Source organism: Streptomyces sp. NPDC088350 (genome assembly GCF_044753545.1).
GTDB lineage: Bacteria > Actinomycetota > Actinomycetes > Streptomycetales > Streptomycetaceae > Streptomyces.
Window position 1 is genome coordinate 171,553 of the sequence record NZ_JBIVNL010000001.1, and the last position, 26,498, is coordinate 198,050.

The following is a 26,498-nucleotide window of genomic DNA, read 5'->3' on the forward strand; positions in this document are numbered from 1 at the left end:
CGCCTCACAGTTCCTTCGTCAGCCTGTGGATGAAGTCACGCGAGCGTTCGGGGTCGAGTGACACACCCTCCACTCTACGGAAAAGCGTTCGAAAGCTGCCGAGTTGTGCCTCGGAGTCGACGAAGGCAGAACCATGGGGTGCGTCCTGCACGACCGTGTCCAGCTTGAGCATGGTGCCACCCACATACATCATGGCGCTTCCGGCATCGATGAATCCGTCCAGGTCGAACGGGATGACACGTACGGTCACGTGGTCCGCTTCCGAGAGTTCCAGGATGCGGGTGAGCTGAGCTCGTGACGCGGCACGGTCGCCGACCCGGATCCGCAGGGCCCCCTCGTGCACTACGGCTTCGTACGGCGTCGGTTGGGCACCCTCGATGATGCGGTGTCGCTTCATCCGGTGTTCGGCCCGCAGTTCGAGGTCTCTCGGGGGAAGCGCGGGCACTCTGTGCGAGAAGACTGCGCGAGCGTAGTCCTTCGTCTGGAGCAGGCCGGGGACATGGAGGAAATCCACGTCCCAGCGGTAGGTGGCGTGGTGCTCCAGCTCGGACAGGTCCAGGAACGACGTGGGCAGCAGTCCCCGGTACTCCTCCCACCAACCGCATGTCCGATCGGTGGCCATTGCGACCAGCGCATCGATCAACTCCGTGTCCTCGCAGGAGTAATTGGCGGCGAGGCTGCGTACGCGTTCCTCGCTCACTCCTGCGATTCCGGACTCCATCTGACTCATCTGGGCGGAGTCGGACCCGACCAGCGTGGCGGCTTCCCGTGCTTTGAGTCCTGCTGTCTCACGCAGCTTCCGCAGTTCAATGCCCAGGCGTTCCTGGCGCGCGGTGATTTGTCGTCTGCGTGGCATGGCTTCCTCTCTCACCCCAACTGCCGTGGGGCGGTGACTCGTTCGGGGGGCAGATTACGACAACGACTTGCACTGTTCCAAATTTTACCCGTACCGTCGGTGACGCGACGCACACCCTGCGGAACCCCGGGACCCCGGAAGCGCACCACCCCGTCCTGCCATGACGGCGTGACAGGCCACCGCCCGTGAACCGCATCAACTCCCCACACCGCCAACGGAGTTCACGCATGCCCGAAACCGAGCCCGAACCCTGGGAGTACTCCCTCTCCGTCCCGCACGACCGCCGTGCCGTCACCGTCTGCCGCCGTACCCTGCGCCTGGTCCTCACCGTGCATGGCCTCATCCGGGTCGCGGACACCGCTGAACTCGTCGCGACGGAGCTGGTGGCCAACGCCGTACTGCACACGAAGGGACCGGTCATGCTCCGCGTGAGCTGGTCGGCGGGGGTGCTGCGCGTCGGCGCGTGGGACGCGGACCCCGAACCACCCGAACCGCCGGGCCAGTTGACGAACCTCTTGGAGGCCGAGGCGGGGAGAGGCCTCGCGTTGGTGCGGGCCTGCGCCGATCTCTGGGGCTGGCAGCCGCTGTCGAGGAACGGCCGGCACGGCAAGTACGTGTGGTGTGACCTGAACGCCGCCTAGATCGTTGATCACCTCGAATAGATCGGACAGAAAGGAGAGCTGATGGTCGGCTCGACGCACGAGGCGCTGCACCGGAGAAGGATCCCGCGCTTCTGACCCGTGCCCTACAGAACGTCTTAGGGATCCCCTTCCCCGAGCCGCGCGACTTCGCCGCCATGAACGTGGATCTCACGGAGATCGAACCGGTCGAGAAACGGGTGGACACGTTGCTCCGCGCGGAGACCGACGACGGGGCCTACCTCCTGGTCGTCGAATCGCAGGGCAAGCCGGACAAGCGGAAGCGCGGCAGTTGGCCGTACTACCTCAGCTACCTGCACGAGAAGTACCACTGCGAACCCGTACTCATCGTCATCACCCAGAGCCACGCCACGGCCCGCTGGGCGGCGGAGCCCATTCATCTCGGGGTGCGCGGGTGCCCCTCGCTGACGGTACGACCCTTCGTCCTCGGTCCGGACAACGTGCCGGTGATCGCGGACGAGCGGGAGGCCGAACGGGACGTACCCCTTGCGGTGCTTTCGGCGATGACACATGGCAAGGGTCCGCAGGCCGCCGTCATACTGGAATCCCTGGCAACCGCCCTGCGGACCATCGACCCGGACAGTGCCGCGGTCTTCGTGCAGTTCGTCGACTCATGCCTGGCCGACCGCCAGGCCCAGCAGATGTGGAGGGACCTGATGACGGCGATCCAGTACTTCTGGCGGCACCCGCTGGCGGAGCAGGTGCGGGAGGAAGGACGCGAGGAGGGGCGCGTCCAGGCGACGGCGGAGATGCTTCTTCGTATTTTCGGGTGGCGTCAGATCGACGTCCCCGAGTCCATCCGCGACCGCATCCTCGCCTCCACGGACCTGGACGAACTCAACGCCTGGCTGGACCGCGCGAACCACGTCACCGACGCGTCGGAACTGTTCGTGGGGGAATGAACGGAAGCGGAAACGGGGCCGGGAGCGAACCCCGGCCCCAGCCTCGCGCCGCTGTTACTCGGTGGGCCGTTCCCCGTCCGGAACCGGCACCGGCACCGTAGGCCGCAACTTCACCCACCCCAGAAAGAAGATCCCCAGCAACAACATCGCGATCCCGGTCCACAGATTGATGTTGACGCCCTCGGACTTGTCCAATGACGAGTCCGACGGGTTGATCCCGGCGATCGTGACGATGACGCCGTAGACGACGAACAGCCCGCCGATGATCACGCGCAGGTCGAACAGGCGGGACGCGGTCGTGGACTTGCTCTCCAGCTCACTGACCTCACGCTGGACGTCCTGCCCGGAGCGCTCTGCGTGTCCTGACTGTCCTGAGTGTTCAGACATGGTCTCTCGATCCTCCCGCGGCTAGAACGAGAACGGGATGTAGCAGAGGGCGGCCAGGGCCACCGCGCCCCAGCCGAGCAGGGCCGGTCGCCGGTACCACGCGTCGTCGCCGGCGGCGGGCGCCTCGGTCATGCCGGGGGACGTCGTGCCGTAGACCAGCCCCTGGAGCTGTTCCGCCGGCTTGGGCCGGGTGAACAGGGACACCACGAACATGACCACCGCACCGGCGACGAACCCGGCGATCGCGGAGACGAAGTTCGCGCCCTGGTCGGAGGGGATGGAGATGATCCCCCGCTTGTAGATCCAGAAGTAGTTCACCATCGCGGTGACCGTGCCCGCGAGCAGGCCCCAGAAGCCGGACTTCGGGGTGGCGCGCTTCCAGAACATGCCGACGATGAAGACGACGAACATCGGCACGTTGAAGAAGGAGAAGAGCGTTTGGAGGTAGCTCATGATGTTCGAGAACGACGAGGCCAGGAACGCCGTGCCTACCGACGCCGCTACGCCGATCACCGTGATGAGGCGGCCGAAGCGGACGTAGTACTCGTCCTCGCGGCCGGTGACGACGTACCGGCCCCAGATGTCGTTGGTGAACACGGTGTTGAAGGACGACACATTGGCGGCCATGCCCGCCATGAACGCCGCCAGGAGACCCGTCACCGCGATGCCGAGGACGCCGTTGGGCAGCAGCTCCTGCATCAGGTACGGGATGGCGTCGTTGTACTGGAGGTCCGAGCCGCTGGTGCCGATCTTCGGGACGAGTGCCGCGGCGACCAGCCCCGGGATCATCACCAGGAAGACGATGAAGACCTTCGGGTACGCGGCGATCAGCGGGGTGCGCTGGGCGGCGGACAGGTTCTTCGCGGAGAGGGCGCGCTGCACCTCCGCGAAGTTGGTCGTCCAGTAGCCGAAGGAGAGGACGAAGCCCAGGCCCAGCACGATGGTCAGCCAGTTCGCGCCGAGCGGGTTGACGCTGCCGATGCCGGTGCCGCCCCACGCGGTGGTGAAGTTGTGGCCGTGGGCCGCGTCGAGCCTGTCGGTCAGCCCGTCCCAGCCGCCGACCTTCTTCAGGCCGAGGTAGGAGAGGGGGATGAGGGCCGCGAGGATCACGAAGAACTGGAGCACTTCGTTGTAGATCGCCGACGACAGACCGCCGAGGGTGATGTACGCGAGCACGAAGGCGCCGGCGACGACGATCGCCACCCACTGCGGCCAGCCCAGCAGCGCCTCGACGACGATCGCGAGGGCGTACAGGTTCACGCCGGCGATCAGGATGGCGGCGAAGGCGAACAGGACCGAACTCAGCAGATGCGCCCACTTGTCGAAGCGGAGGAGGAGGAACTCCGGGACCGAGCGCACCTTCGAGCCGTAGTAGAAGGGCATCATCACCAGGCCGAGGAAGACCATCGCCGGGATGGCGCCAATCCAGTACCAGTGCACGGTGTACGCGCCGTACTGCGCGCTGTTGGCGGCCATGCCCAGGATCTCGGTGGCGGCCAGGTTGGCCGAGATGAAGGCGAGACCGGTGATCCACGCGGGCAGGGAGCGCCCGGAGAGGAAGAAGTCGAGGCTGGTCCTCACCGATCTGCGGGCGGCGAAACCGATGCCCAGGACGACCACGAAGTAGATCGCCAGGATCGTGTAGTCGAGCCCGTTCGTGGGGAGTCGGAGCCCGGCGGCGAGAGAGGTGGGGGGCTGCAGGGTCTGCATCAAGCGCTCACCTTGGTCGATGTTCTCCGGTTGGTGTTCTTTGTTTGATTTTGGTGGTGACGGCTGGGGGGATCGGTGGTTTGATGTGTTTAGTTCTGTGTGAAGCCCGGATGCGGCGTGGATGTATGTACGGATGGAGAGCCCGGCGTGAAGAAGACCTCGACCCGGTTGGCCGACGGTCGTGAGCTCATCTACTACGACCTGCGGGACGACACCGTGCGCGACGCGGTCGACCGACGCCCGCTGGAGCGCACGGTCACCACTTCGGAGGTACGGCGGGACGTGCTGCTCGGCGACGCGGTGGCGATCGCCTCGCACCGCCAGGGCCGCACCTACCACCCGCCGGCCGACCAGTGCCCGCTCTGCCCGACCACGGGCGACCGGCTCAGCGAGATCCCGGACTCGTCGTACGACGTCGTCGTGTTCGAGAACCGTTTCCCCTCGCTGGCCGGCGACTCCGGCCGCTGCGAGGTGGTCTGCTTCACCTCCGACCACGACGCGTCCTTCGCCTCGCTGACCGAGGAGCAGGTGGCCCTCGTCCTCGACGCGTGGACCGACCGGACGTCGGAGCTGTCGCATCTGCCCTCCGTCGAGCAGGTCTTCTGTTTCGAGAACCGCGGCGAAGAGATCGGTGTGACCCTCGGTCATCCCCACGGCCAGATCTACGCCTACCCCTTCACCACCCCGCGCACCGCCCTGATGCTGCGCTCGCTCGCGGCCCACAAGGAGGCGACCGGCGGGGAGAACCTCTTCGACTCGGTCCTGGAGCGTGAACTCGCCGGTGAGCGGGTCGTCCTTGAGGGTGAACACTGGGTCGCCTTCGTGCCGTACGCGGCGCACTGGCCCTACGAGGTCCACCTGTACCCGAAGCGCCGGGTGCCCGATCTGCTCGGTCTGGACGAGGCGGCCCGCACAGAGTTCCCCAAGGTCTATCTGGAACTCTTGAGGCGCTTCGACCGGATCTTCGATGGGCGCGATGGAGGGAAAGAAGGGGCGGGCGAGCCTCCGACGCCGTACATCTCCGCCTGGCACCAGGCGCCGTTCGGCACACTGGAGGAGTTCGACGGGGTGAGCAGGGACGACTTCGCTCTCCACCTTGAGCTTTTCACCATTCGCCGCACTTCCGGCAAGCTGAAGTTTCTCGCGGGCTCCGAGTCCGGCATGAGCGTGTTCATCAACGACGTGCCGCCGGAGCGCGCGGCCGAGCGACTGCGAGAGGTAGCGAGTTGATGAGCGGTAAGTACCTGGTGACGGGCGGCGCGGGTTACGTGGGCAGCGTGGTCGCCCAGCACCTGCTGGAGGCGGGCCACGAGGTCACCGTCCTGGACAACCTCTCGACGGGCTTCCGCGAGGGGGTACCGGCGGGCACCACGTTCATCGAGGGCGACATCAGGGACGCGGCCAAGTGGCTGGACCCGTCCTACGACGCCGTCCTCCACTTCGCCGCGTTCTCCCAGGTCGGCGAGTCGGTCGTCAAGCCGGAGAAGTACTGGGAGAACAACGTCGGCGGCTCGATGGCCCTGCTGGCGGCGATGCGCGAGGCGGGCGTCCGCACCCTCGTCTTCTCTTCCACGGCGGCCACGTACGGCGAGCCGGAGGAGGTCCCGATCGTCGAGACGGCCCGCACCTCCCCGACCAACCCCTACGGTGCCTCCAAGCTGTCGGTCGACTTCATGATCACGAGCGAGGCGCAGGCCCACGGTCTCGGCGCCGTCTCCCTCCGCTACTTCAACGTCGCGGGCGCGTACGGCAGTTGCGGCGAGCGGCACGCCCCCGAGTCGCACCTCATCCCGCTCGTGTTGCAGGTCGCGCAGGGCAAGCGGGACGCGATCTCCGTCTACGGCGACGACTACCCGACGCCGGACGGCACCTGCGTCCGTGACTACATCCACGTGGCGGACCTGGCCGACGCGCACCTGCTCGCGCTGAAGGCCGCGAAGCCCGGCGAGCACCTGATCTGCAACCTCGGCAACGGAGAGGGCTTCTCCGTCCGCCAGGTCATCGAGACCGTCCGCCAGGTCACCGGGCACCCGATCCCCGAGGTCGTCGCCCCGCGCCGCGGCGGCGACCCGGCGACCCTGGTCGCCTCGGCGGCGCGGGCCAAGGAGCGCCTCGGCTGGAACCCGTCCCGCGCGGATCTCGCGGGCATCGTCGCGGACGCGTGGGCGTTCGCGCAGAACGTATCGAACTGACTGATCGAAGGGCTGGGGATAGCACGTGGGTGTACGTGAGGGCTTCGAGGAGCTGTACGGGACCGCTCCCGAGGGCGTCTGGGCCGCGCCGGGCCGGGTCAACCTGATCGGCGAGTACACCGACTTCAACGAGGGCTTCGTGATGCCGCTCGCCCTGCCGCACACGGCGGTGGCGGCGGTGTCCCGCCGCAGCGACGGCGTCCTGCGCCTCCACTCGGCGGACATCGAGGGCCCGGTCGTGGAACTGCACGTGGCGGAACTCGCCCCGCGCACGAACACCAGCTGGGCCGCGTACCCGGCGGGAGTGGTGTGGGTGCTGCGCGAGGCGGGCCACGAGGTAACGGGCGCGGACATCCACCTCTCCTCCACGGTCCCGACGGGCGCGGGCCTGTCGTCGTCGGCCGCCCTGGAGGTGGTCACGGCCCTCGCCCTGAACGACCTGTTCGAACTGGGCCTGTCCGCACCGGAGTTGGCGCGCTTCTCGCAGCGCGCGGAGAACGACTTCGTCGGCGTCCCCTGCGGCATCATGGACCAGACGGCCTCGGCCTGCTGCGAGGAGGGCCACGCGCTCCACCTCGACTGCCGCGACCTGTCGATCCGTCAGATCCCCTTCGACCTGGCGTCGGAGGGGCTGTCGTTGCTGGTCGTCGACTCCCGCGTGAAGCACGCCCTCGGCGACGGCGCGTACGCCGAACGCCGGGAGGGCTGCGAGGAGGGCGCCCGCCAACTGGGCGTGCCGTTCCTGCGGGACGTGGCCTACGAGGACCTGGAGTCCTCCCTGGCCCGCCTGTCCGACGAGCGCATCCAGCGCTACGTCCGCCACGTCGTCTCCGACGACCACCGGGTCGACCAGGTCATCGGCCTCCTCGACGCGGGAGACGTACGGGCGATCGGCCCGGTCCTCACCGAGGGCCACGCCTCCCTCCGCGACGATCTGCGCATCTCCTGCCCGGAGTTGGACCTCGTCGTCGACACGGCGGTCGGCGCGGGGGCGCTCGGCGCCCGGATGACGGGGGGCGGCTTCGGCGGCTCCGCGGTCGTACTGGTGGAGGCCGCGGACGCGGACACGGTCACGAAGGCGGTGGAGGAGGCGTTCGCGACCGCCGGGTACACGGCACCCCGGGTGTTTCCCGCGGTGCCTTCGGCGGGGGCGCGGCGGGTGGAGTGAACGGTCGCGGCGAAGACGCCCCGGGCTGACCGGGGCGTCCAGCTCACCTGGGTATGTCGTCGCAGAACTCTCCCCGGGGCGCTTACGCAGGACTCTGGCCAGACAGCTGAGGTAACCGGTGAGGTGGCGCGGAGCCAGGAGGCCGTGGACGGTACGGCTGTATGTTCAGGCCCCGGACGGGTTCACGAGCCGCACCTGGATCGTCGGTGAGCCGGAAATCCGGAACCGGATCATGGCCGGTGCGCTGCTGCTGTTCGTCGTCGCGTTGGCTGCCGCGCCCGGCGGGTGGGGCAGCGACCCTGGCGGGACGCTGCCCCGGCGTGCTTACTCGGGCGGGTCGATGTCCACCTTTTTGCCGTTGTCGTCATAGAAGGTCACATTGTCCCAGTCCAGAACGCCCCTCTTCTTGTATTTCGCGATCTGGGCCATCTCCCATTCCGCGCCACGCCAGATACCTCCCGGTTGTCCGTTCGCCACGGCACGGTCGAACCTGTCTTGATACGAGACGCCGTCGAAGCCCTTCAGGCTCACGGCGACCTTGCCGTTGTCCCGCAGCACGCCGTCGACTTCGGACATCCACCTGGTGTACGGAATGCCGCCGGGCAGGTAGGCCTGCACTTCCAGGTAGCGGTCGTCCATGAGGTTGTAACCCTTGAGCTGCGTCGTCAGGTCCCCGACGTTTTCCCTCGTGCCGAGAACCAGGGGCTTGCACTCGGAGTTGTGGACCAGGACCGGGGTCTTCCCGGCCAGGACGTAGAAGGAGTGCAGCCCCGCGACCGTGAGGCTGTATGTGACGGTTGTACGGGTGTAGGGGCGGTTGGCGAGCACGGTGGCGGTCCCGCCGCTGTCCGTGCGCAGGGTGTCGCCGGGGCGCAGGTCCTCGGCGGGCACCCAGGAGTAAAGAGCGGTGCTCCAGAAAGGGTGCTCGTAGGTGGCCGAGAGCTCGTTGACGTCGCCGGTCGGTCCTCGGATGGTGAGGGCCGCGAGGTACTTGTCGTCGTACTCGGTGACGATCTGCTGCGTGACCCGTCGGGCCGCGGTCTCGCCGGTCTCCGGGTCGGTGGCCCGGACCAGGTCACCGGCCTGGATCTTCTCGATCGGCTCGGTGCTGCCGTCCGACATGAGGACCCGGGTGCCGGGCAGGAAGCACTGGGTGCAGCCGCGCCGCAGCACTTGCAGCGTCCGGTAGGCGGCGCCCAGCATGCGGAACTTGGACGCCATGATCGCATCCTTGTTCAGCTCCCAGCACGCTTCGAGATCGCCCTTACGGGCGCAGTTCTCCAACTCGGTGAGCCCGGTGATGGCGTTGATGATGTCGTTCAGCTGCTTCATGCTCGCCTCGAAGGCGGGTCCCTGGGAGAGCACATCGCAGTAGGCGTCGTGGTGCTGGCACCACCGGCCGGGGTTGTCGATCGCCTCGCAGCCGAGGATTCCGCACCGGTAGAGCTCGGCTGCTGTGACGCCGTCCTTCTCCTGGGCCTCCTTCGCGGCGACGGCCGCGCGACGGCGGGTCTCCTCCTCCTCACGGTACTTCTGGACGGCGGTCACGAACGCCTCGGTCGCGGCGGTCGCCGCCTCGGCCGCGCTCTTGCCGGCCTGCTCCGCCGAGGTCTGGGCCTGGGCGGCCGAGGCCCACGCCGACCCGGCGGAGGTCTGGGCGAGTTCCGCGGACATGGTCGCGTCGCTGGCGGACCTGGCGGCATTCTGCGCCGCCGTGTCGGCCCGGTTCGCCGCGGCACGTGCCGTCTTCGCCGATTCCGCCGCCTGTGCCGCGGAGGCCGCGGCGTCCTTGGCGTACTGGTCTGCCTGCGCGGAGTAGCCGTCGGCCTTTTCGGATGACGTCTTCGCCTGCGCCGCCCAGTCCTTCGCCTCGGCCGACGCCTTGCGGGCTGTCGCTGCGGTGGCCTGGGCGGTGGCGGCGTCGTGCTGTGCCTGCGCGGCCACCTGGGCGGCCTCGGTGACGAGCTGCTGGACCTGCAGCTGGTGGGTCAGGGACAGGAAGTCCTTGCGCTGGGCGGTGTACTGCCCGGACTGCACGAACCGGTGCAACAGGTCGGCGGGGCCCTCCAGGGCGATCCTCGCGGCGGACTTCACCTCCGGGTCGCCGCTGTCGACCAGCTGCGCGGCGGTCACCCGGTCGTCCTGCACCTGGGCCTCGGCCAGGGTCTTGGTGAGGAAGGTGCGGAAGGCGTCGATGGTGCCGGCGCTCAACGCCGCGCGCGCCTTGTCCTGGACGTTGGGGCCGCCGACGTCGGCCGCCTGAGCGATCGCCACCCGGAACGCCTCCCGGCCGGCCTCGTACTGCCCCTCCTTCAGGAACGCGCTGACCGTGGCCGCGTCACCGTCCAGCGCGGTCTCCGCCGCGTCCCGCACCTCCTCGACGGAGCTCTCCTCGGCGAGGCGCTCCACCTCTGTGCGGTCGTCCTGGGCCTTGGCCTCGGCCCGGCCGGTGCGGACGTACGCGACGACTCCGGCGGTGTCACTGCCCAGTGCCTCCTGAGCGGCCTCGCGCAGCCAGGCCTCGCCGTTCTTCATGTCGAGCAGGGCGAGGTGACGGCCCTGCTCCGCGATCTCCTCGTCGTCGGTGCCGGCCTGAGCCGCCTGCGCCAACTGCTCAGCGCTGGCTTGCTGTTCGGCGAGGTCGGCGGCTTCCTGCTCGCGCTGTTCCTGCTCCTGCGTCTCCTGCGCCTTGAGGTCGCGGGCGTTCTCGATGCCGGCGTTGGTCCGGCCGAGCAGCTCCTCCGCCTCGACCTCGCGGGCCAGTGTGTAGACGGTCTGAGCCTGTGCGGCGGCCGCGGTGGCGACCTTCGCTGCCTCGGTGGCCGCGTTGGCGTGGGCGGTGGACTTTGCGGCTGCGGTGGACGCGTCGACCGCGCTGTCTGCGGCCTCCTGCGCGGCCTTCGCCGCGTTCCTGGCGTGTTCGGCGGCCGACCGTGCCGCGTCCCGGGCGTCGCCGGCCGCTGTGGCCGCCTTACGGGCGAGCGACTCGGCCTGGCCAGCGGCCCGGTTGGCCTCGGCGGCCTGCCGGTGCGCCGAGGCCGCGGCGGCCCGGGCGTTCGCCGCCGCGGAGCTCCCCGCACCGGCGTACTGGCTGGCGGTCACCGCCGCGTCGGCTGCCGCGGCGGCGTTGGTGCCCGCACTGGCGGCGGACGCCGCGGCGTCACCGGCGGCGTTGGCGGCCTTCACGGCCTGGTCGGCGGCGTCCGCCGCCTTGTCCGCGCCCTTGGCGGCGTCACTGGCCTTGGTCGCGGCCTTCCTGGCGGCGTCCGCGTTGGCGGCGTCCGTCGAGGCGGCGGCCGCCGCGTTGCGTGCGTCGGAGGCCGCGTTGGCGGCGCCGACCGCGGCTGCTGCGGCCTGGGCCGCGGCTGCCGCCGCCGTCCGTGCGGACTGCTCGGCGGAGTTGGCCGCGGAGATGGCCCGCTGCGCGGCCTTCGCTGCTCCGGACGCGGCGCTCGCCGCCCGGTTCGCTGCGCGTGCCGCGTCCTCGGTGTCAGCCTGGGTGGCCTCGGCCTCCGCGGCTGCCGTCTGCGCGGCTTTTTTCGCCTGTGCGGCGGCTTCGACGGCCTCTTTGGAGGCATCCTCGGCCTTGGCGGTCTCCGCCGTGGCGAGCTTGCCCGCCCGCTCCGCCTGGGCCGCGAGTTCCGCGACGCTCGCGTGCTCCTCGTCGCGGTTGCGGGCGACGAACTGTCCGACGTCCAGGAACTCCCGTACGTCGTCGATGGTGCCGCTCAGTGCGAGCCGTCCGGAGGCCCGCACGTTGGTGCCGCCGGCGGCGATGAGCTGGGCCAGCAGGACCCGGTCGTCCTGTTCCTGGGCCTCCGTCAGCCCCGTGTCCAGGAAGGTCTGGATGTCCTCGGTGGTGCCGGCGAGCGCGGTCCGGCCACGCTCCTGCACCTCGGGGCCGCCCACGTCGATCGCCCGAGCGACCAGGACCCGCTGGTCCTGTTCCAGAGGCTCCTTCCAGCCCGACTTCATGAAGGCGGCGAGGTTGCCCTCGCTGCCGGTCAGCGCGGTGCGTACGGCTTCGAGGGTGTTCTCCCCGCCGATGGCGGCCAGTTGGGCCGCCTCGACCCGGTAGTCCTGTACCTGCTGGTCCCCGTAGTTCGTGAGGAAGGCGGCGATGTTGTCAGCGCTGCCCACCAGAGCGGCTTCGGCGGACGCCCGGACCTCGGTGCCGCCGGACGCCCAGACGTCCACCGCCTGCTGACGGAAGGTGCGGGATATCGGTACGACGGTGTCGTCGGCCGTGTCGGCGGCGGCCGGATACGCGGCAAGCAGCCCCGCCAGCACGGCCAGGGCCACGGAACCGGCTGTGCGTCTGAAAGCGCCCCTGCGTATGCCGGAGCGCCCCGGTTGTTTTCCTCTCACAAACGCCCTCTTCTATTCCATGAATAGCGGCCGAATCAGGCTGCTATTTCCTTTTTTCGAACACTGGATATTGCCATGGAAAGCATAACCAGATGAGCGTGGAAAAGGGCTGAAGAAAGTCAGCGATGCCTTCCGGTGAAACCAGCCACAGCCGGACCGACAGATTCCGGGAGATGCGCCAGGGCGAGCGCCACCGCCTCTTCCACGGTGGGTACCTCGGCGATCATCCCGACGTTGGCGTGTTGGAGGACGATGTACGGTCGGCCGGGCTGCGGGGCGATCGCGATCTCGTCCCGGTAGGGACGCCCGGTGCAGGAGCTGAAGGCGACCGTCCAGTGGCTGGTGAACGGGAAGAGCTGCCGTAGCCGGGGTTCTTCGTACGCCACCTCCACCAGTCGGCCGAACTCGCCGAAGTCCGGAGCGCCGACCGCCTGCTCCCGCAGCTGGTCCCACCGCGCCGCGACCGCTGCCTCGGGGCCGCGTTCATGGGCCTCGGCGAGCTCGTCGAACAGAAGGAAGGGCTGTGTGCCGCGCATGAGCGACGCCGGTGTGCCCGCCGCCCAGGCCGCGCCCGCCCGGACGATCTCCCGGAGCTCGTCCGTCTCCCCTCTGACGATGTCGACCTCTCCGGACCGGCCGATGACCTGGAAGCCACGAATGTCGGTGCGGAGGAAGATCGTGAGCGGCTGTCGTCCGGGAGCCGTGGTGGCGATACCGACCGAATCTGCTATTTCCTTTCGGCCAGGAACGAGAACGAGAGGGATATCGAGATCGGTCGCCATTTGCTTTAGAGCGTTCGCCAGGCCGCCGGCCTCGATCACGTCCGCATAGAATTCAGAATTCACTCGGACATTATGTCACCGCGGAACCGGCCGTACCACCCGCTCGGTGGTACAGCCGGAATACTTTTACCGTGCCGCGTAACCGAAACTGACGTCCGCAGCCGGCAGATCGCCCGCACCCGGCTGGTACGTCGTGACCGCGGCGACCGTGCCGCCGGCTGTCACGTTGGACAGTGGAAGGGCGTACAGAGTGCCGTAGATCGACGGACCGTAGGGCAGCCCGACGTACAGGTTCGTACCGGTGTAGTGGATGCTGCTGCCGAGGTGCTGGCCCGCAGCCGCGGTGCCGGGGATGCCGTCGCCGTCGCCGATCTCGGTCCAGCGGTCGTTGGCACCGGGCGAGCCGAGCAATGAGAAGGTGCTGAACGCGCCCGCGCCCGCCGTGGTGCCGATGGCTTCGTCCGGGATACCGACGGCCAGTTTGAGGGTGTCGGTGGTGCTCACCGCGCGGGGTGCGGTGTTCACCGCGCTCAGGGTTTGGCCGAAGTGGTCCCCGACCTCGGAGGTGCCGGACACGTCGTCGCTGTCGGTCCCCGACTGGTACGAGTTGAGCTGGGTGTAGGTTCCGGTGGAGGCGATCTCGAAGGTCAGGACGTTGCCCACCTCGGCCTTGGCGACGGAGTCGATGGTCAGGCCCTCGCCCGGCGAACCGACAGCGAGGATCGACTCGTTGGCCGTGGCGGCCCCGGACGGGCGGTAGGGCACGAGCGCCACCGAGCGGCCGAACTCGTCACCGGACTCAGCGCTCCCGCTCACCGTGTCCAGATCCTGGTCGAGGCCGAACAGCGGGGTCGGGCGGCTCTCGGCGTTCAACGCGTTCGGGTCGAAGACGGCGAGGTTGCCGGCGCCGGTGGCTGCGGTGCCGATGGTCTCGCCCGGGGCGCCGATGACGATGTGGTTGGAGTCGGCCGCGACGGCGCCGCCGAAGCCGTCGTTCGGCTCCACGGAACCGGGGACGTCGAGACTGTCCTGGTGGACGGAGACGTTGGCGCTGCCGTGGACGTAGAAGGCCTCGCCGGCGTCGGCGGAGGTGCCGAGGTCCTCGCCGGGGCTGCCGATCACCACGAACGGTTCACCGGCGTTGGTGACTCCGGCCGCGAGCGAAGCGCCCAGCTGGTCGCCTGTCTCGTAGCTGGAGGCGGCCAGTGAGCCGGTGCCCAAGCCCTGCTGGAGGTTGGTGTCCGTCACGGTGCCGGTGCCCAGGCCTCCGGTCGCGCCGTACAGGATGTCGGCCATACCCGCGTCTGTGGCGGTGCCGAGGTCTTCGGCCGGGGTGCCGACGACCAGGTCGGTGCAGCCGTCCGCGTCGTAGTCGACGGCGTCGATGGCCTGGCCGAACCCGTCGCCGGCCTCCGCGCTGCCATTGACCCAGTCGAGGGCCTGGTTGATCTCGGCGGTGCCCTTGCCGCCGCCGTAGACGATCCGGACCAGGCCCGCCTTGGCGTTGCCGCTCACGGTGGCCTCGGGGTCGGAGATCGCGATGTCCTCGACGCCGTCGCAGTTCAAGTCGGTGACGGGCGCTGGGCCGGTGGTGGCGGTCACCCAGGACGACAGATCGTCGGCGCGGGCGACGACGGCGCCTGTGCGGGTCTCCGTCTCGCCCATGCAGCCGCCCTGCCAGGACCGGCTGCCGACGCCGATCAACTGGACGGTGCCGCTCGTCTCGCGCAGCAGGGGGCCGCCGGTGTCGCCCTGGCACAGTGCGCTGTCCAGGCCGGTGACATTGAGGTCGTCGGTGCCTACGGCGTCCACGCCGAAGGTGGTGGTGTGCGGGCTGTCCGGCACCCACTCGGCCGCGGTACGGCCGTAGCCGACCGCGCGCAGCTGGTCTCCCGTGGTGGGCGCGGTGGAGGCGACGGTCACCGGTGTCACACCGGTGGCGGGCCGTGCGAGGCGGGCCAGCACCAGGTCACGGCCGGACTTCGGCACCAGCTGCACCACGGTGCTCGTCCTCCCGCCGACGGTGGCGGTGGCCGCCATGGCGGGCTTGCCCGCCGCGACGGTCGGCACCTCGGGGTCGGTGGCGAAGCAGCTCGCCGCAGTGAGGATCCAGTCCGAGGCGACGAGGGCGCCGCTGCACGCGCGGGCAGTGTCGTCGGCGCCGAGGGACACCTTGGCGGTGAAGGCATAGGAGCCGGCCGTCACGGTGTCGCCCGCGACGGCATGGGCCGGTACGGCGATCAGGGCGCCGGCGGTGGCGACGGCCGCCACCAGGGCCGCACCCATGGAAGAACGCAGGAGGGTCACGTTTCTCGATTCCTTGACGCTGGGCACGGCCGGGTCAGCCGGTGACACGGATCTCGACGAGCACAGAGCGGGCGCCGTCCGAGGTGCCCTCGCCGACGCTCTCGAAGCCGCCCTCGGCGACATCGACGGTGGTCGTGGCACCGTTCGCGGTCAGGTCGGCGCTGATGGGGTGGTCGCCGGTCTGCAGGGCGAAGACGCGGGGCAGCGAGAGCGTGAGATAGCCGGACGCGGCCGTGGCCTTGAAGCAGTAGTCGCCCTTGCGGCCTACGGTGCTGTCCTTGACCGTGTAGACCCGGATCTGGTCGGCGGAGCCGTCGCAGGTGGCGAGCAGGATGTGTCCGTCACCCTTTTTCAGTTCGATGCCCTCCGACGTGAGAATGCCTGCCGCGCCGGGATAGGAGAACTGCTCCACCGCGATGGGCGGAGTGTCGGCCGCAGAGGCTGAGGAATCATCGGCGACTGCGAGAGGAACGGCTATCGCCGTTCCCAGAGATACAGCCAGCCCTGCAAAAAGAAGATTTCGAGCACGGAAAAACACCGCACCCTCCTTTCGGGTGCGGCAATTCCATGCCGAAAGCCGCTCCCCCCGTGAAACTGGATCACCAACGACGAGTCATAAGTTAACCGTAAGTAAGTAAACCGTCAACGTAATTAACTCGCGACTATTACGCTGGTTGTGTAAGTAAGAGTGCAGTATGCAAACATATAGCTAGATAGCCGCTAGATTTTGATATGAGGCATTTGTCGAGTGGGCGAGTGGAACCCTTGCTTCGAACGGACTCGAAGGCGTTGGCCGGGGATGCGCCACGGCCGCTTCGAGTTCCATGAGGTGGTCCGGTGATGCCGTTGCGGCCGACGAGCCGGTGGTGTTGGACATCACTGAAAATGCCTATGAGTGCGGCACTTTGGACACGGCGGTCGGCGCGGGCGCCCTCGGCGCCCGGATGACGGGCGGCGGCTTCGGCGGCTCGGCGGTCGTCCTGGTCGAGGCCGCGGACGCGGAGACGGTCACGAAGGCGGTCGAGGAGGCGTTCGCCACGGCGCCACGGGTGTTTCCGGCGGTGCCTTCGGCGGGGGCACGACGGGTGGAGTGAGGTCCGTCGGCGAAGACGCCCCGGGCGAACCGGGGCGTCCCGCTCACCGAGGCATCCCGGCTACGTCCTCGCGCACGGGATCCCCGGCGGAGACGCTCTTGCCCAGCCGGTGCAGCGCGCCGTGGGCCACTGCGCGCAGTCGCGCCGCGGTCAGCGTGGACGCGGGGTCGTAGGTGAGGATCCGCACGACGTCGACGCGCAATCGGTCGACCTCGCCGAGAGCTGGGAGACCGGCGAGCAGCTCATGGCCGGGCCGCTTCGTCACCGCGTCGCCCATGTCGGCCAGCCGGAGCCGCCCGATCAAGTCCGATGTGTACGGCCGCCCTTGGGCCATCGCGTCCAGCACGAGGGAATGGATGCCCAGCGCGAGCAGCGTCCGCACCACCGCGTCGCCCGAATCCGGGTGGACCCACCAGTCCTCGTATCGCCGGCGCCGTATGTGACGGTAGCTGGGCAGCAGTTCGGCGGCCGCCAGGAGGCGACGACTCCACGCCGAGCAGTCCGACCAGACGTCCACGGATGTTCCTTGCCTTCGTCGACAAGCCGTGACCGAGCGATGAAGTGAGCGTCGCAGCAAGGGGAGTTCAGAGGTACCCCCACGCCCGGCACATCGCCCGCAGCGCCTCCGGGATCTCCTCCGGCGCCGGGGTCGGGCGGTCCGGCTGGACCTGGCCGGTGCGGATCTTGTCGGTCCAGTCGCCGAAGCCGACGCCCAGGACGGCGCCCTCCAGGCTGCTGCCGTAGTCCGTCATCCCCGGTTCGTAGGGGAGGTCCAAGTAGGCGCAGAGGGACCGGAGTTCGGCGGTGGGGTCGGTGGTGAGGTCCTCGTAGCGGAGGATGTGGCCGCCCAGTTCCGCGTGGGCCTCTTCCATGGACTCCATGTATTTCAGGACACGTTGGGCCGCCTCCTCGCGGGTCCGGTCGGGTACGGCCTTGTGCCAGGAACGGGCCACCGCGCCCGGGTGCCGCCGCAGGAAGACGAAGCGCGCGTCGGGCCAGGTCTCGGCGATGCGGCGCCATGGAAGGCGTTGCCCGGGGTCTTCTCCACGATGAACTGCTTGCCGGACTTGACCAGTTCACGGTGCAGGGCCCGGTCCCAGAGCAGGCCCTCCAGCTGTTCGTGGCCCAGGCCCAGGGTGCGCAGGGAGCGTTCCGTGGGGGTGCCCGACTTGAAGTAGACCTCGATACCGGTCAGATGGAGTTCGTGCGCCGCGTGCAGCCGGGGGTGCGCCCCCAGCATCATGCGCAGCAGCGTCGACCCGGAACGTACCGAGGTCAGGATGAACACCGGGCGCTCCAGCAACCGGTCGACGGCCGGGTCCACCGTCGCCGTCTCCGGTACGGGTTCGGGGCGCGCGGGGCGTGAACCGCGCGGCGCGGGAATCGCCCCCAGGAAGCCCGCCGTCGTCGCCGTGGGTGGTGTGGGCACCCGGCGTATCTGGTAGCCGGTCGCTCGGCGAGCTTGGAGTTCAGCTTCCGCAGCATGCTCATGGCGGGCACGGTAAAGGGGGTGTCTGAGACTGGGCTGGGTGTCCCGTTGACCCCGGAGGTGTTCACCCCCGGTTCGGTCACCCCAGGTTCTTGGTGAGGGTGTACTCCGTGACCCCCGGCGGATAGTCCCGGATCACGCACACCACCTCGTACCCCCGCTTCTTGTAGAACTCCGGCGCCTGGAAGTCCCACGTCTCCAGCCGGGCCGCGCCGCAACCGCGCTGCTCGCGGGCGATGCGCTCCGCCTCCGCGAGCACCCGGGAGCCGAGTCCCGTCCCGCGGTGGCGGCCGTCCACCCACAGGTACGTCACATGGAGCCAGTCCGCCCAGGTGTGGCAGACCGCGCCGCCCGCCAGATCGCCGGCGGCGTCCAACGCCCAGACGTGAAGCGGAACTTCACGTTCGCGAGGGGTTCCGCGCAGCGCCCGCAGCACCGGTGACGCGGCCGTGTTGGTCTCGAGCAGCCGGGCGCGGAGCAGATCGCGTCGCTCTCTGTCTACTTCCGTCTCAATACGAAACATGCGGCTCACCATAAACGGGCCGGACAGTCAGTTCTGCAAATTGGGTTCCGCTGCCGCGCCCCGGCCGTACGCTGTGAACAGCACCGGTGGGGGCCGGTGCTGATCAGGGGGCGAGACAAGTCGGGTACGACGCCCGATGTGGGGGTAGCAGTGTCTGCACGGCGGCGGCCGTGCGGCTTCGGCCGCTCCCGGGCGTCGTACCCGCAACCATCGCTTCGTCTCCCGACGATGAGGTATCCCCTGCTCCACCAGGAGCCTGGGGAAGGGGGTTTCGTGGTTCGCATCCGAGTCCTGGTCGTCGACGACCATCGCATCTTCGCCGAATCGCTCGCCGCGGCACTGGCCGCCGAGCCCGATGTCGACGTGTCCGCGGCCGGCAGCGGTCCCGCCGCGCTGCGCTGCATGGAGCGCGCGAACGCCGAGGGCCGCAGATTCGACGTCCTGCTCGTGGACGCCGACCTGGGCGGCAATGTGCCAGGTGTCCGGCCCGCGGTGCCCGTACAGGCGGGGAACGAGGACGGGCTGGTGGACGGGATCTCCCTGGTCGCCGGGGTCCGTTCCGCCCAGCCGAGTGTACGGATGGTCGTGCTGGCGGAGAAGGACGATCCGCGCCGGGCCGCGCTGGCCCTCCAGGCCGGTGCCTCCGGCTGGGTCGCCAAGGACTGCTCGCTGTCCAGGCTTTTAACCGTCATCCGAGGTGTCCTGCGCGACGAGACGCATCTGCCGCCGGCCCTGCTGACCGGGGTCCTGCGCGAGCTGACGGCCGCGCGCAAGCACCGCACCGAGAGCGAGCGCCTGGTGGAGTCCCTCACGCCGAGGGAACGCGAAGTGCTGCGCTGCATGGTGGCCGGACTGGGACGCAAGGCGGTCGCCGAGCGGCTGTTCCTCTCCCCGCACACAGTCCGGACGCATATGCAAAACGTGCTCGGCAAGTTGGGCGTCCACTCGACCCTGGCCGCGGTGGCTCTCGCCCGGCGCGCGGGCGTCGGGCCCGTCGACCTAGCCGGGGATGTTGTCGAACGGGGCGGTCAACTGGCGTAGCAGTCCGGCCAGTTCGCCCCGCTGGGCGCGGGAGAGTTCCGCGAGGATCGCGCGCTCCTGGGCGAGCAGGCCGGCCAGTGCCTGGTCCGCGCGGTCCTGGCCCTCCTCGGTGAGGCGGACCAGCACACCCCGGCGGTCACTGGGGTCGGGGAGCCGCTCGACCAGGCCCTTCTTCGCGAGGCGGTCGATACGGTTCGTCATCGTGCCGGACGTGACCAGCGTCTGCGTCAGCAGCTGGCCGGGGGAGAGCTGGTAGGGGCTGCCCGCGCGCCGGAGCGCCGTCAGCACGTCGAACTCCCAGGGCTCCAGGCTGTGCTCGGCGAACGCCAGCCGGCGGGCCCGGTCCAGGTGCCGGGCCAGTCGGCTCACCCGGCTGAGCACCTCGAGTGGCTCCACGTCGAGGTCCGGGCGCTCCCGGCGCCACGCTGCGACAAGCCGATCGACCTCGTCCTCCATGACGATCAGTGTAGTGGTTGTGTCGATGTGAAGTCTCTTGATGTCAAGTCTCTTGACATCAAGAGACTTGGCGCGGAAAGGTGTACGTCATGACTTTCGCCTCGCCCGTGTGGGACCCCGCCCAGTACCTCCGCCACGCCGACCACCGCGCCCGCCCCTTCACCGACCTGCTGGCCCGGGTCACCGCGCTGCCCGCGGAGCGCCCCCGCGTCGCCGACCTCGGCTGCGGCCCCGGCAACGTGACCGCCGTCCTCGCCGACCGCTGGCCCACCGCGCACATCACCGGCTACGACAACTCACCCGAGATGCTGGCGAAGACCGCGCCCTACGCGGGCCCCACGCCCGGCGGCGGCAGCCTCGACTTCGCCCACGCGGACGCGGCGAACTGGACGCCGACGGAGCCGTACGACCTGATCGTGTCGAACGCGGCGCTGCAGTGGGTGCCGGGGCACCTGGACCGGTTCGGCGACTGGGTGGCCGCGCTGGTGCCCGGCGGCACCTTCGCCTTCCAGGTGCCGGACAACATCGACGCGCCCCTGCACGCCCTGATGCGCGAACTCGCCGCCACCGCCCGCTGGAAGAGCCGGCTGGGCGAGGTCCTGCGCCACGAGGACTCGGTGCACACACCCGGTGTCTATCTCGACCGCCTGGCCCGCCTCGGCTGCGCGGCCGACGTCTGGCAGACGACGTACGAGCACATCCTCCCCGGCGCCGACCCCGTCCTCGACTGGGTCAAGGGCACCGGCCTGCGCCCGGCCCTCACCGCCCTCGCGGACGACCCGGAGGCGCGGGACGCGTTCGTGGCGGAGTACCGCGACCTGCTCCGCGAGGCGTACCCGACGGCGGAGTACGGCACGGTGCTCCCCTTCCGGCGGCTGTTCGCGGTGGCCCGCAAGGGGGCGTGAGGGATGCTCGCGGCCGTGGACCATGTGCAGTTGGCGGCTCCGGCGGGGTCGGAGGACGCGCTGCGCGCCTATTACGTCGACGTCCTCGGCATGACCGAGATCCCGAAGTCGGCAGCACTGGCGGCGCGGGGCGGGTGCTGGTTCGGGGCGGGGGCCGTGCAGCTGCACCTGGGGATCGAGGCCGACTTCCGGCCCGCGAAGAAGGCCCACCCCGGGCTGCGCGTCACCGGCATCGAGGCGTACGCGGCCCGGCTGAAGTCCCTTGGGGCGCCCGTCACTTGGGACGACGATCTGCCGGGGTACCGGCGTTTCTACTCGGCGGATCCGGTGGGGAACCGGCTGGAGTTCCTGGAGGCGGTCAGGCCGTCCGGCCCAGGTGGGTGACGAGGATGTGGATCACTTCGTCGTCGATGACGTACAGGACGCGGTAGGCGCCGACGCGGAGGCGCCGGATGCCGACGCCGTAGGCGACGGAGTTGACGGGGCGGGGGTTGTGCGCCAGCTCGTCGATCGCGTCCAGGGCCGCGGACAGGCCCTTAGGGTCCTCTTCCAGGAAGCGAGTGGCGGCGTCGAGGGCGTGAGGCTCGAAAATGATCTCGTAAGTCACTTCTTCTCAAGCCCCAGTCGCCTGCGCACCTCGGCCATGGGGATGCCCGGACCCAGCGTGCCCTCCGCCTTGCGCCGCTGGTAGTCCGAGACGGCGAGGGCGTCCTCAAGATCCTCTATCACCTGCGGAGAGACGAGCAGCGCGGCCACGTGCCCGTGGTCCGTGAGGGCGATGGTCTCGCGGCTGTGGGCGGCGCGGCGCACCAGGTCGCCGAGCTGGGCGCGGGCGGCGCTGATCGTGATCTCAGTCATGAATCCAGTGTGGCACAAGGTTAATCTAGAGGAATGTTCATTCACTGCTTCCGTCGCCCTATCAGGTGAGGCTTCGCCTCCAGCCCGTCCAGCCCGTGCCACGCCAGGTTCACCAGATGGGCCGCCACCTCCGCCTTCTTCGGGCGGCGGACGTCCAGCCACCACTGGCCGGTCAGCGCGACCATGCCGACCAGGGCCTGGGCGTAGAGCGGGGCGAGTTTCGCGTCGAAGCCGCGGCTCTTGAACTCGCGGCCCAGGATGTCCTCGACCTGCGTCGCGATGTCCGAGATCAGGGACGCGAAGGAGCCCGTCGACTGGGGGATGGGGGAGTCGCGGACCAGGATGCGGAAGCCGTCCGTGTACTCCTCGATGTAGTCGAGGAGGGCGAAGGCCGCCTGTTCGCAGAGTTCGCGGGGGTGGCCGGCCGTCAGCGAGCTGGTCACCATGTCGAGGAGGCGGCGCATCTCGCGGTCCACCACCACCGCGTACAGGCCCTCCTTGCCGCCGAAGTGCTCGTACACCACCGGCTTGGAGACCCCGGCCTTCGCCGCGATCTCCTCCACCGACGTGGCCTCGAAACCCTTCGCCGCGAAGAGCGTGCGACCGACTTCCAGCAGCTGGGCCCGGCGTTCCGCTCCCGTCATCCGGGTGCGGCGCGCGCGTCGGGGCTTCTCAGTGCTCGGGGTACTGCTGGGATCGGTCGCCACGGCGTCAATCATGCCGCCTCCGCCGACTCCTTCCGGGGCCGAGAGCTGTCCGGACCGGAGATACGGCGCGAATCGATACGCGAGCGTGACGGCCAGCGCACGTCAGAGGCCCAGCCGAGCTGCTCGCACCAGCGGATGATCCGCGCCGAGGAGTCCAGCTGGCCGCGCTCCACACCGTGCCGCGCGGACGTCGGGTCGGCGTGGTGCAGGTTGTGCCAGGACTCGCCGCAGGACAGGATCGCCAGCCACCACACGTTGCCGGAACGGTCCCGCGACTTGAAGGGGCGCTTGCCGACCGCGTGGCAGATCGAGTTGATCGACCACGTGACGTGGTGCAGCAGCGCCACCCGGACGAGCGAGCCCCAGAAGAAGCCGGTGAAGGCGCCCCACCAGGACATCGTCGCCAGGCCGCCGATCAGCGCGGGCAGCGCGAGCGACAGCATCGTCCAGTAGATGAACTGGCGGGAGATCGTCCGGATCGCCCGGTCCTTGATCAGGTCCGGCGCGTACTTGTCCTGCGGGGTGCGCTCCTCGTCGAACATCCAGGCGATGTGCGCCCACCACAGGCCCTTGATCAGCGCCGGCACCGTCTCGCCGTAGCGCCACGGCGAATGCGGGTCGCCCTCCGCGTCGGAGAACTTGTGGTGCTTGCGGTGGTCGGCGACCCAGCGCACCAGCGGCCCCTCGACCGCCATCGACCCGGCGATCGCCATGGCGATCCGCAGCGGCCGTTTCGCCTTGAAGGAGCCGTGCGTGAAGTAACGGTGGTAGCCGATCGTCACGCCGTGGCAGCCGAGGTAGTAGAAGAACACCAGCAGGCCGAGGTCCAGCCAGCTCACACCGCCCCAGCTCCACGCCAGCGGCACCGCCGCGAGCAGGGCCAGGAACGGGACGGTGATGAAGAGGAGAAGAGTGATCTGTTCCAGCGACCCCTTCCGCTCGCCGCCCAGGGTGGCGGCGGGGAGCGGAGTGCCGTCGTCGTTCGCCCGCGGGGCGTCGTCGATCACATCGGAGCTCGTGGTCATGGGCGTCCCCTGTGGGGTTCGGAGATGGAGGCGGAGCTTCGGACTGCGGGAGCCGAGTACGAGTTCACCATGGACTTCCCTACGGTTCCGTAACCTACGGCAACGTAAGTATGGCAGTGCGTCGACCGGTGGACGAAGCCCGTGAGACCGCGCGTCAGAGTGGACACCTATCCTTGGTGTCGGTCGGACAGCGCGGTCCGCTCTGTTTTCTTCCCGGATGTCCGTCCCGTATGCGGCAGCCGCCGCGGGACCGCCGTCCGGGTTCCCTCCAGACGAGCTTCAAACACTGCAAGGAGCCGCACCTGTGAGCAGTGCCGACGACCAGGCCACCACGACCAACAATGAGTTGCGCGCCGACATCCGGCGACTGGGCGACCTGCTCGGCGAGACCCTCGTCCGCCAGGAGGGCCCCGAGCTGCTCGAACTGGTCGAGAAGGTCCGCCGCCTCACCCGCGAGGACGGCGAGGCCGCCGCCGAGCTGCTGCGCGGCACCGAGCTGGAGACCGCCGCCAGGCTGGTCCGCGCGTTCTCCACCTACTTCCACCTGGCCAACGTCACCGAGCAGGTCCACCGGGGCCGTGAGCTGCGCGCCAGGCGTGCCGCCGAGGGCGGTCTCCTCGCCCGTACGGCCGACCGCCTCAAGGACGCCGACCCCGAACACCTGCGCGAGACCGTCAAGAACCTCAACGTCCGCCCGGTCTTCACCGCGCATCCGACGGAGGCGGCCCGGCGTTCGGTCCTGAACAAGCTGCGGCGCATCGCCACGCTCCTGGAGACCCCGGTCATAGAGTCCGACCGCCGCCGCCACGACACCCGGCTGGCCGAGAACATCGACCTGGTGTGGCAGACGGACGAGCTGAGGGTCGTACGGCCGGAGCCCGCCGACGAAGCCCGTAACGCCATCTACTACCTGGACGAGCTGCACGCCGGCGCCGTCGGTGACGTCCTGGAGGACCTGACGGCAGAGCTGGAGCGCGTCGGCGTCAAGCTGCCCGACGACACCCGCCCGCTCACCTTCGGCACCTGGATCGGCGGCGACCGCGACGGGAACCCGAACGTCACCCCGCAGGTCACCTGGGACGTGCTGATCCTCCAGCACGAGCACGGCATCAACGACGCGCTGGAGACGATCGACGAGCTGCGCGGCTTCCTCTCCAACTCCATCCGCTACACGGGTGCGACGGAGGAGCTGCTGGAGTCCCTCCGGGTCGACCTGGAGCTGCTGCCGGAGATCAGCCCCCGCTACAAGCGCCTCAACGCCGAGGAGCCCTACCGGCTGAAGGCCACCTGCATCCGGCAGAAGCTGGAGAACACCAAGAGCCGCCTGGCCAAGGGCACCCCGCACGAGGACGGCCGCGACTACCTCGGCACCGCCGAGCTGCTGCACGACCTCACCCTGATCCAGACCTCCCTGCGCGCCCACCGCGGCGGCCTCTTCGCCGACGGCCGCATGGACCGTACGATCCGCACGCTCGGCGCGTTCGGCCTTCAGCTCGCGACCATGGACGTACGCGAGCACGCGGACGCCCACCACCACGCGCTGGGGCAGCTCTTCGACCGGCTCGGTGAGGAGTCCTGGCGGTACTCCGACATGCCCCGCGAGTACCGCGCCAAGCTGCTCGCCAAGGAACTGCGGTCGCGCAGGCCGCTGGCTCCGACGCCGGCGCCCGTCGACGCGGCCGGGGAGAAGACCCTCGGTGTGTTCGAGACGGTCAAGAAGGCGCTCGCCGTGTTCGGGCCCGAGGTCATCGAGTCGTACATCATCTCGATGTGCCAGGGCGCCGACGACGTGTTCGCCGCCGCCCTCCTGGCCCGCGAGGCCGGGTTGATCGACCTGCACGCCGGGTGGGCGAAGGTCGGCATCGTGCCGCTGCTTGAGACCACCGACGAGCTGAAGGCCGCCGACACGATCCTGGAGGACATGCTCTCCGACCCGTCCTACCGGCGGCTCGTCGCGCTGCGCGGGGATGTCCAGGAGGTCATGCTCGGGTACTCGGACTCGTCGAAGTTCGGTGGCATCACGACGTCGCAGTGGGAGATCCACCGGGCGCAGCGGCGCCTGCGTGACGTCGCCCACCGGTACGGCGTACGTCTGCGGCTCTTCCACGGTCGCGGCGGAACCGTCGGCCGCGGTGGCGGCCCGTCCCACGACGCGATCCTCGCCCAGCCCTGGGGCACGCTGGAGGGCGAGATCAAGGTGACCGAGCAGGGTGAGGTCATCTCCGACAAGTACCTCGTGCCGTCACTGGCGCGGGAGAACCTGGAGCTGACGGTCGCCGCCACCCTCCAGGCCTCCGCCCTGCACACCTCGCCCCGCCAGTCCGACGAGGCGCTGGCCCGCTGGGACGCGGCGATGGACCTGGTCAGCGACGCCGCCCACGCCGCCTACCGCCGGCTGGTCGAGGACCCGGACCTGCCGACCTACTTCCTCGCCTCCACGCCGGTGGACCAGCTCGCCGATCTGCACCTGGGCTCGCGGCCCTCCCGCCGCCCCGGCTCGGGCGTCTCGCTCGACGGACTGCGCGCGATCCCGTGGGTGTTCGGCTGGACCCAGTCCCGGCAGATCGTGCCCGGCTGGTACGGCGTGGGTTCAGGGTTGAAGGCGCTGCGCGAAGCCGGTCTCGACACCGTGCTCGACGAGATGCACGAGCAGTGGCACTTCTTCCGCAACTTCATCTCCAACGTCGAGATGACGCTGGCCAAGACGGACCTGCGGATCGCCCAGCACTACGTCGACACCCTCGTCCCGGACGAGTTGAAGCACGTCTTCGACACGATCAGGGCCGAGCACGACCTGACCGTCGCCGAGGTGCTCCGCGTCACCGGTGAGACCGAACTCCTCGACGCCACCCCGGTGTTGAAGCAGACCTTCACCATCCGCGACGCCTACCTCGACCCGATCTCCTACCTCCAGGTCACCCTCCTCAAGCGCCAGCGCGACGAGGCGGCGGCCGGCGCCGAGCCCGACCCGCTGCTGAGCAGGGCCCTGCTCCTCACCGTCAACGGTGTGGCGGCGGGCCTGCGCAACACCGGCTGAGCAGCACGGAACAGGGTGCCCCCGAGCTGTCG

24 protein-coding genes and 2 pseudogenes are annotated in these 26,498 nt (G+C 69.4%); 10 read left to right on the forward strand and 16 right to left on the reverse strand.

Annotated elements, in window-relative coordinates; translation table 11 throughout:
• Positions 1-4: 4 nt before the first annotated feature.
• Positions 5-856 carry a helix-turn-helix domain-containing protein gene (locus ACIQBL_RS00810; protein ID WP_401935370.1) on the reverse strand — a complete coding sequence of 284 codons (852 nt, stop codon included), beginning with the start codon at positions 854-856 and terminating at the stop codon, positions 5-7.
• A gap of 227 nt (positions 857-1,083) precedes the next feature.
• On the opposite strand from ACIQBL_RS00810, the gene ACIQBL_RS00815 reads away from it, so the two are divergent.
• Positions 1,084-1,497: an ATP-binding protein gene (locus ACIQBL_RS00815; RefSeq protein WP_401935372.1), complete on the forward strand. Its 414-nt coding sequence runs from the start codon at positions 1,084-1,086 to the stop codon at positions 1,495-1,497.
• Positions 1,498-1,539: 42 nt separating this feature from the next.
• Positions 1,540-2,417: pseudogene (locus ACIQBL_RS00820) on the forward strand (hypothetical protein).
• A gap of 54 nt (positions 2,418-2,471) precedes the next feature.
• Here ACIQBL_RS00820 and ACIQBL_RS00825 read toward each other — a convergent pair.
• Together ACIQBL_RS00825 and ACIQBL_RS00830 are read right to left on the reverse strand one after the other, a co-directional pair.
• Positions 2,472-2,804, reverse strand: coding sequence for a hypothetical protein (locus ACIQBL_RS00825; protein ID WP_401935374.1), 333 nt, complete (start codon positions 2,802-2,804; stop codon positions 2,472-2,474).
• Positions 2,805-2,825: 21 nt separating this feature from the next.
• A complete protein-coding gene (locus ACIQBL_RS00830; protein ID WP_401935376.1) occupies positions 2,826-4,514 on the reverse strand; it encodes a sodium:solute symporter family protein in 1,689 nt (562 codons plus the stop codon).
• A gap of 147 nt (positions 4,515-4,661) precedes the next feature.
• On the opposite strand from ACIQBL_RS00830, the gene galT reads away from it, so the two are divergent.
• From galT to galK, 3 genes are read left to right on the forward strand one after another with little or no spacing between them, the layout of a single operon-like run.
• Positions 4,662-5,744, forward strand: a complete 1,083-nt coding sequence (gene galT, locus ACIQBL_RS00835; RefSeq protein WP_401935378.1) for a galactose-1-phosphate uridylyltransferase — start codon at positions 4,662-4,664, stop codon at positions 5,742-5,744.
• Positions 5,744-6,706 carry a UDP-glucose 4-epimerase GalE gene (gene galE / locus ACIQBL_RS00840; protein ID WP_401935380.1) on the forward strand — a complete coding sequence of 321 codons (963 nt, stop codon included), beginning with the start codon at positions 5,744-5,746 and terminating at the stop codon, positions 6,704-6,706. Before galT ends, galE begins: the two co-directional genes overlap by 1 nt.
• A gap of 25 nt (positions 6,707-6,731) precedes the next feature.
• Positions 6,732-7,874: a galactokinase gene (gene galK / locus ACIQBL_RS00845; protein WP_401935382.1), complete on the forward strand. Its 1,143-nt coding sequence runs from the start codon at positions 6,732-6,734 to the stop codon at positions 7,872-7,874.
• Positions 7,875-8,198: 324 nt separating this feature from the next.
• On the opposite strand, the gene ACIQBL_RS00850 is transcribed toward galK, so the two are convergent.
• The 4 genes from ACIQBL_RS00850 to ACIQBL_RS00865 form a co-directional block, all read right to left on the reverse strand.
• Positions 8,199-12,176 (reverse strand): polymorphic toxin-type HINT domain-containing protein, encoded by a 3,978-nt coding sequence (locus tag ACIQBL_RS00850; protein WP_401935384.1) that lies wholly within the window; start codon positions 12,174-12,176, stop codon positions 8,199-8,201.
• A gap of 185 nt (positions 12,177-12,361) precedes the next feature.
• Complete coding sequence (locus ACIQBL_RS00855) at positions 12,362-13,087, reverse strand: DUF6193 family natural product biosynthesis protein (RefSeq protein WP_401935386.1); 726 nt, start codon at positions 13,085-13,087, stop codon at positions 12,362-12,364.
• A 63-nt stretch (positions 13,088-13,150) separates the two neighbouring features.
• A complete protein-coding gene (locus ACIQBL_RS00860) occupies positions 13,151-15,310 on the reverse strand; it encodes a trypsin-like serine protease (RefSeq protein WP_401936957.1) in 2,160 nt (719 codons plus the stop codon).
• A gap of 55 nt (positions 15,311-15,365) precedes the next feature.
• Positions 15,366-15,743, reverse strand: coding sequence for a hypothetical protein (locus ACIQBL_RS00865; protein WP_401935387.1), 378 nt, complete (start codon positions 15,741-15,743; stop codon positions 15,366-15,368).
• Positions 15,744-16,236: 493 nt separating this feature from the next.
• Between ACIQBL_RS00865 and ACIQBL_RS00870 the strand changes: the two are divergent.
• Positions 16,237-16,425, forward strand: a pseudogene (locus ACIQBL_RS00870) (galactokinase); the annotation flags it as partial.
• A 43-nt stretch (positions 16,426-16,468) separates the two neighbouring features.
• On the opposite strand, the gene ACIQBL_RS00875 reads toward ACIQBL_RS00870, so the two are convergent.
• From ACIQBL_RS00875 to ACIQBL_RS00890, 4 genes are all read right to left on the reverse strand, one after another.
• Positions 16,469-16,942 (reverse strand): hypothetical protein, encoded by a 474-nt coding sequence (locus ACIQBL_RS00875; RefSeq protein ID WP_401935389.1) that lies wholly within the window; start codon positions 16,940-16,942, stop codon positions 16,469-16,471.
• A 67-nt stretch (positions 16,943-17,009) separates the two neighbouring features.
• A complete protein-coding gene (locus ACIQBL_RS00880; RefSeq protein ID WP_401935391.1) occupies positions 17,010-17,378 on the reverse strand; it encodes a sulfotransferase in 369 nt (122 codons plus the stop codon).
• On the reverse strand, positions 17,312-17,854 hold the full coding sequence (locus ACIQBL_RS00885) for a sulfotransferase (RefSeq protein WP_401935393.1): 543 nt from the start codon (positions 17,852-17,854) through the stop codon (positions 17,312-17,314). The genes ACIQBL_RS00880 and ACIQBL_RS00885 overlap by 67 nt, the downstream gene beginning before the upstream one ends.
• A 139-nt stretch (positions 17,855-17,993) precedes the next feature.
• Positions 17,994-18,449, reverse strand: coding sequence for a GNAT family N-acetyltransferase (locus ACIQBL_RS00890; RefSeq protein WP_401935395.1), 456 nt, complete (start codon positions 18,447-18,449; stop codon positions 17,994-17,996).
• 261 nt (positions 18,450-18,710) lie between these two features.
• Here ACIQBL_RS00890 and ACIQBL_RS00895 point away from each other — a divergent pair, with 261 nt between their 5' ends.
• Positions 18,711-19,478: a response regulator transcription factor gene (locus ACIQBL_RS00895; RefSeq protein WP_033284298.1), complete on the forward strand. Its 768-nt coding sequence runs from the start codon at positions 18,711-18,713 to the stop codon at positions 19,476-19,478.
• Here the strand turns inward: ACIQBL_RS00895 and tamR are convergent.
• The gene (tamR, locus tag ACIQBL_RS00900) at positions 19,437-19,934 is read right to left on the reverse strand and encodes a MarR family transcriptional regulator TamR (RefSeq protein WP_019066624.1); all 498 of its coding nucleotides are present in this window, start codon (positions 19,932-19,934) and stop codon (positions 19,437-19,439) included. The two genes, ACIQBL_RS00895 and tamR, sit on opposite strands and share 42 nt — an antisense overlap.
• An 89-nt stretch (positions 19,935-20,023) precedes the next feature.
• Here tamR and ACIQBL_RS00905 point away from each other — a divergent pair, with 89 nt between their 5' ends.
• The gene (locus tag ACIQBL_RS00905) at positions 20,024-20,839 is read left to right on the forward strand and encodes a trans-aconitate 2-methyltransferase (RefSeq protein ID WP_401935397.1); all 816 of its coding nucleotides are present in this window, start codon (positions 20,024-20,026) and stop codon (positions 20,837-20,839) included.
• A 3-nt stretch (positions 20,840-20,842) separates the two neighbouring features.
• Positions 20,843-21,223 carry a VOC family protein gene (locus ACIQBL_RS00910; RefSeq protein ID WP_401935398.1) on the forward strand — a complete coding sequence of 127 codons (381 nt, stop codon included), beginning with the start codon at positions 20,843-20,845 and terminating at the stop codon, positions 21,221-21,223.
• Here ACIQBL_RS00910 and ACIQBL_RS00915 read toward each other — a convergent pair.
• Genes ACIQBL_RS00915 through ACIQBL_RS00930 form a run of 4 tightly spaced genes read right to left on the reverse strand, consistent with a single transcriptional unit; the run spans position 21,198 to position 23,429 of the window.
• On the reverse strand, positions 21,198-21,446 hold the full coding sequence (locus ACIQBL_RS00915) for a type II toxin-antitoxin system RelE/ParE family toxin (protein ID WP_401935400.1): 249 nt from the start codon (positions 21,444-21,446) through the stop codon (positions 21,198-21,200). The genes ACIQBL_RS00910 and ACIQBL_RS00915 overlap by 26 nt on opposite strands.
• On the reverse strand, positions 21,443-21,697 hold the full coding sequence (locus ACIQBL_RS00920) for a type II toxin-antitoxin system Phd/YefM family antitoxin (RefSeq protein WP_329251290.1): 255 nt from the start codon (positions 21,695-21,697) through the stop codon (positions 21,443-21,445). Before ACIQBL_RS00920 ends, ACIQBL_RS00915 begins: the two co-directional genes overlap by 4 nt.
• Positions 21,698-21,738: 41 nt before the next feature.
• On the reverse strand, positions 21,739-22,416 hold the full coding sequence (locus ACIQBL_RS00925; RefSeq protein ID WP_401935402.1) for a TetR family transcriptional regulator: 678 nt from the start codon (positions 22,414-22,416) through the stop codon (positions 21,739-21,741).
• Positions 22,413-23,429 (reverse strand): acyl-CoA desaturase, encoded by a 1,017-nt coding sequence (locus ACIQBL_RS00930; protein ID WP_401935404.1) that lies wholly within the window; start codon positions 23,427-23,429, stop codon positions 22,413-22,415. The genes ACIQBL_RS00925 and ACIQBL_RS00930 overlap by 4 nt, the downstream gene beginning before the upstream one ends.
• A 304-nt stretch (positions 23,430-23,733) precedes the next feature.
• Between ACIQBL_RS00930 and ppc the strand changes: the two genes are divergently transcribed.
• Positions 23,734-26,466, forward strand: coding sequence for a phosphoenolpyruvate carboxylase (ppc, locus tag ACIQBL_RS00935; RefSeq protein WP_401935406.1), 2,733 nt, complete (start codon positions 23,734-23,736; stop codon positions 26,464-26,466).
• The last annotated feature ends 32 nt before the right edge of the window (positions 26,467-26,498 follow it).